This window comes from Luteibacter sp. P4_E6, from assembly GCF_056401535.1.
In genome coordinates this window covers 1-4793 of sequence record NZ_JBFUJE010000301.1, presented here as the reverse complement: position 1 = coordinate 4793, position 4793 = coordinate 1, and the positions used below count along the sequence as shown (strand labels likewise).

Annotated in this window: 6 protein-coding genes; 2 read left to right on the top strand and 4 right to left on the bottom strand. The window is 63.1% G+C overall.

Going from position 1 to position 4793, the window contains the following annotated elements:
* A partial coding sequence (locus AC1DT2_RS15915; protein ID WP_477297376.1) for an SLC5/6 family protein occupies window positions 1-1646 on the bottom strand: 1646 nt, incomplete at its 3' end.
* A gap of 89 nt (window positions 1647-1735) precedes the next feature.
* On the opposite strand from AC1DT2_RS15915, the gene AC1DT2_RS15910 reads away from it, so the two are divergent.
* Entirely contained in the window at window positions 1736-2365 is a 630-nt protein-coding gene (locus AC1DT2_RS15910; RefSeq protein ID WP_477297375.1) for a 4'-phosphopantetheinyl transferase family protein, read from the top strand.
* A gap of 142 nt (window positions 2366-2507) precedes the next feature.
* Window positions 2508-3251: a pyridoxine 5'-phosphate synthase gene (locus AC1DT2_RS15905; RefSeq protein WP_477297374.1), complete on the top strand. Its 744-nt coding sequence runs from the start codon at window positions 2508-2510 to the stop codon at window positions 3249-3251.
* Window positions 3252-3411: 160 nt separating this feature from the next.
* Here AC1DT2_RS15905 and AC1DT2_RS15900 read toward each other — a convergent pair whose 3' ends face one another.
* The 3 genes from AC1DT2_RS15900 to AC1DT2_RS15890 all read right to left on the bottom strand — a co-directional run.
* On the bottom strand, window positions 3412-3819 hold the full coding sequence (locus AC1DT2_RS15900) for an ExbD/TolR family protein (RefSeq protein WP_046969084.1): 408 nt from the start codon (window positions 3817-3819) through the stop codon (window positions 3412-3414).
* A gap of 5 nt (window positions 3820-3824) precedes the next feature.
* Entirely contained in the window at window positions 3825-4238 is a 414-nt protein-coding gene (locus AC1DT2_RS15895) for an ExbD/TolR family protein (RefSeq protein ID WP_063571454.1), read from the bottom strand.
* An 11-nt stretch (window positions 4239-4249) separates the two neighbouring features.
* The coding region (locus AC1DT2_RS15890; RefSeq protein WP_477297372.1) for a MotA/TolQ/ExbB proton channel family protein at window positions 4250-4793 on the bottom strand (544 nt) is incomplete at its 5' end.

The window sequence follows — 4793 nt, the reverse complement described above, 5'->3', positions numbered from 1 at the left end:
ATGGTACCGAGGTCGCGCACAGTCACACGGCCCTTCCAGTCGCCCGCGCCCGTGACGCTACGCACGTAGGGGTCGACGAAGAGCGCGGCATGCAGTCGCTCTGCCACGCTGGGCCTGAAACGCAGCGAGATAAAGATCAGACACGAGACGTTGAAGAGTAGCGACCAGAACGTGCCGTGGGTGACCGGCTCCCATCCACTGAGGTGGAACAGTTCGTTCGGCTTCAACCAACTCATGCCGAACGGGCCGTTGTCGACCCAGCCGCTGCTCATCCAGCCGGCGCGCGTCATCGCGGGAAACAGAAGGGTGTATGCCCAGACGATGAAGCCCGCGAGCAATCCGACATACACACCGACGCGACTAGCGCCGCGCCAGTACAGGGCGGAAACGATAGCGGGTGCGAACTGCGCCACGGCCGCGAAGGAGAGAAGGCCGGTGGCGGCGAGGTTCTCGGCGTTCGCGATGATGCGATAGTAGAAGTAGGCGAGCGCGGCGAGCGCGACGATGGACACGCGGCGCACGAGCAGCACGATGCTCGAAAGATCACCGCGTCGTTCGAGATCGAGTCGACGTATGCGCAGCAGTGCCGGCATCACCAGATCGTTGCTGATCATCGTCGCCAGTGCGACCGCCGCGACAATGACCATGCCCGTGGCCGCGGAGAATCCGCCGACGAAGGCGAGGAGTGCGATGCCGTTGTTGCCCAGCGCGATGGGGAGATTCAGTACCCAGGCGTCCACGTGACCCTGGGTGACCTGCGGCAGGCCCAGTCCGGCGCTCACGATGGGCAGGACAGCCGCGGAGATCAACACCATGTAAAGAGGGAAAAGCCAGCGTGCCTTGCGCAGGTCGCGCGGATCCTCGCACTCCACCACGCCGATCTGGAACTGCCGTGGGAGGCAGAACATGGCGCAGAACGCCAACAGGGTCTGCGCGACGAAGCCAGGCGGCATGCTGCCTTTTTCGAGTTGTAGCACCGGGGCATGCAACGTCTGCGCGAGACCCGGGCCGTGCAGATAGGCGTAGACGCCGATGGCGACGAAGGCGATCAGCTTCACCAACGACTCTACCGCCACCGCCAGCATCAGCCCGTGGTGGTGCTCGGTGGCATCGATGTTGCGCGTGCCGAACAGGATGGCAAAGACAGCGAGCAGGGCGGCGCACCACAGCGCGGTGTCGCCGAACCACCACGCGGAGTTGCCGGCGCCGAGGACGGCGAAGGACATCGCGACCGCTTTGAACTGCAAGGCGATGTACGGAATGATGGCGACGACGGCGATCACCGCGACCAGGGCGGCGAGGCCGTGCGACTTACCAAAGCGCGCCGCGATGAAGTCGGCGATGGAAGTGATGTTGCGTTGGCGTGCGACGAGCACCAGGCGCTCGAGCAGGCCGAAGCCAAAAACGAACAGCAGCAACGGACCCAGGTAGATGGGCAGGTAGGCCAGGCCCGAGCGCGCCGCCGTGCCGACGGCGCCGTAGAAGGTCCACGACGAGCAATAGACGGCCAGGGCCAGGCTGTAGACGAGCGGTCGCAACCTGGGTTGACGAGGGTAGAGCGGACGACGGTCGCCCGCGTAGGCAATAGCGAACAACATGCCGACGTAAGCAAGCGCTACCAGCAGCAGAAGCCAGCCTGCAATCACGATAAGTGCTCCCCGTTCGGCACGGCCCTGATTCTAGGGCCTCCGGTGAATACTTGCAGGTTTGGGCGACGACGATGCAGCATGCGTGAATGACTTCCACCCTTTTCGATGTTCCGCCGCTTGCCGACGATGAGATCCATGTGTGGCAGACCCGATGGTCATCGGGCAGCGGCGAGCTCCCCTTCGTCTCGCTGTTGGCCGCCTATGCCGGCACGGAGGCGCCGGCGATCGAGCGGGGCGAACACGGCAAGCCTCGCTTTCCGGCACCGTTCGACCGCCTCGGCTTCAACTGGTCGCACAGTGGGGACAGGGCCTTGTTCGCGATCGGTCGCGGCGGTGCGGGTTTCGAAGTCGGCGTGGATATCGAGCGCGTGCGCCCACGAGCGAGGGCACTGGAACTGGCGAGGCGTTTCTTCGCACCCGATGAGACCAGCATGCTCGAGGCGCTGCCCGTCGAAGGGCAACTCCAGGGCTTTCTTCGCCTGTGGACCGCTAAGGAGGCGGTGCTCAAGGCAAACGGCGGCGGCCTTTCGTATGGTCTGGAGCGGGTGGCATTTGAACTCGGTAACGGCGCCGCCACACCGGTCGCTTTCCAGGGTGAGATCGGGCCGGCATCCGCCTGGCGGGTCGAAGCGCTCGATGCGGGCGCGGAATGCGTCGCCGCGGTGGCTTGGCGAGGAAGCGAACGAAAGGTCCGCGTCTTCACATATGCACTTTGAACCTTTTCTCAGTCAGGTGTGTCTGATGTTCTGTGAGTGTGTGTGTGGTGAGCCGTGCGCCATACGGAGTTGGCGCGTTATGCTGGGACGACAGTCATTACGCACGTCGCAATGGCGACGTGCGTTTTTTTATGGATAAACGATGACCCTACTCAGCGTAAACCTGAACAAGATCGCCGTGCTGCGCAATTCGCGCGGCGGCAATGAACCGGATATCGCCACGGCTGCCAACACCTGCATCGATGCCGGTTGTGGCGGACTTACCGTGCACCCGCGACCGGACATGCGTCACGTCACGCCGGGTGATGTGCGTACATTGGCTGGCCTGCTGCGCGGCCGTGTCGAATACAACATCGAGGGCAATCCGTTCGCCGGCCCGCGCGGTGCCTACCCTGGTCTCATCGAGCTCGCACGCGAGGTGCGACCGACCCAGGTCACGCTCGTACCGGACGGCGACGGTCAGATCACCTCGGACCACGGCTTCGATCTCACGAAGGACATCGAGGTCCTGAAGCCCCTGGTCGCCGCCTTCCGCGAACTCGGCTGCCGCGTCAGCGTATTCGTCGACGCCGGTGGCGAGGGTTTCGCCGAGGCCGCCGCGATCGGCGTGCAACGCATCGAGCTTTACACCGGACCTTATGCCGAAGCGTTCGCCGAAGGTGACGCGCGGAAGGAACTCGCTTCGTTTGTGGATACCGCACAGCGGGCGCAGAAGGCCGGCCTCGCGGTGAACGCGGGTCACGACCTGAGCCAGGCGAACCTGGGTACCTTCAAGTCCGCCATTCCCGGGCTGGCTGAGGTGTCGATCGGGCATGCGCTCATCGGCGAGGCGCTGTACGAAGGGCTGGCCAAGACCGTCAAGAACTACATCAACATCCTGTCGTAACCGGGTGCTCCTCTACCTGTAGGAGCCGATTCATCGGCGATCCCGCGGCAGCGGGCCTGGTTTTGGCGCGCGCCCAATCGCCGCTGAAGCGGCTCCCACAGAAGGAACAAAAAAAACCCCGCCGAAGCGGGGTTTTTTCGTTCTTACCGGACGACCGCGATCAGTTCGAGTTAACGAAACCGATCTTGGTCAGGCCCTGGCCCTTGGCGTCGGAAAGCACGCGTGCCACGACCTCGTACTGAGCCGCGTCATCGGCGTCGATCTGCAGTTCCGGCTGGTTCGACTGCTGGGCGATCACCGCGATCTGAGCCTTGAGGCCCAGTTCGTCTACCGGCGTATCGTTCCAATAGAGCGAGCCATCCTGGCGAATCTGCAGACGGACGGGATCCGGCGGATTCTCTGGGTTGACGACATTCGGATTCGGCTGCGGAAGATCGATCTTGATCTTATGCGACAGCATCGGAGCCGTGATCATGAAGATGATCAGGAGCACCAGCATCACGTCGACGAGCGGCGTGACGTTGATGTCCGCCATGGGACCACCAGAGTTACCTGAGCTGAAAGCCATCTCGTTTACTCCTTACCAGTCGACATGAAGCCGACGTGGACCATGCCGGCATCCTTGGCGTCGCCAAGGACCTTCTTCACCACTTTGTATTCCGTGGTGCGGTCCGCACGGATCTGGAGCTCCGGCTGCGGCGACTTCGCCGCCGCAACCGCGAACTGTGCCTTCAGCTCAGCCTCGCTGACTTCGCCGTCATTGAGGAAGTACGTACCGTCCGGCTTGATCGCGAGGTCCATCGGATCGACCGGGGTGTCATCCTTAACATTCGGATTAGCCTTCGGCAGATCGATCTGGACCTTATGGGACATCAGGGGAGCCGTGATCATGAAGATGATCAGCAGAACCAGCATCACGTCGACGAGCGGCGTGACGTTGATTTCCGACATCGGACCGCCACTGTTGCCCCCGCTACTCATAGCCATGGGTCAATTCCTCACTTCTTGACGGAGACGACCGGACCCGAGCCTTCGACGCGGGCACCCGTGGCGAAGAAGTCGTGCAGGTCGTGCGCGAATTCGTCGAACTGGGCGTAGGTCAGACGGTTCGAGCGCATGAAGAAGTTGTACGCAAGCACGGCCGGGATAGCGGTGAACAGACCGAACGCGGTCATGATCAGAGCTTCACCGACGGGACCAGCGACCTTATCCATCGACGCGGAACCGGAGGCGGCGATACCGATCAGTGCGTGGTAGATACCCCACACCGTACCGAGAAGACCGATGAACGGTGCCGACGAACCGACCGTAGCGAGCAGGGTCAGGCCGCCTTCCAGACGCAGGCTCTCGCGAGCAACGGCCTGGCGCAGGGCGCGATCGATGAATTCCGAACGCGACAGGGTCTCGGCGAGGCGACCACCGGCAGCTGCCTGGTGATGCGCGACGGCCGAAGCGGCGTCGAGTGCGATCTTCGAGAACGGTTCGCCCTTCGGCTGCTCTTCGAGCACACGAATGGCTTCCTGCGTCGACGCGGTGTTCCAG

What these genes read in the sequence shown, in the direction of transcription:
- AC1DT2_RS15900 (WP_046969084.1), bottom strand. Translation starts at nt 3,819, where the DNA reads ATGGCTTTCAGCTCAGGTAACTCTGGTGGTCCCATGGCGGACATCAAC.
- AC1DT2_RS15905 (WP_477297374.1), top strand. Translation starts at nt 2,508, where the DNA reads ATGACCCTACTCAGCGTAAACCTGAACAAGATCGCCGTGCTGCGCAAT.
- AC1DT2_RS15910 (WP_477297375.1), top strand. Translation starts at nt 1,736, where the DNA reads ATGACTTCCACCCTTTTCGATGTTCCGCCGCTTGCCGACGATGAGATC.
- AC1DT2_RS15895 (WP_063571454.1), bottom strand. Translation starts at nt 4,238, where the DNA reads ATGGCTATGAGTAGCGGGGGCAACAGTGGCGGTCCGATGTCGGAAATC.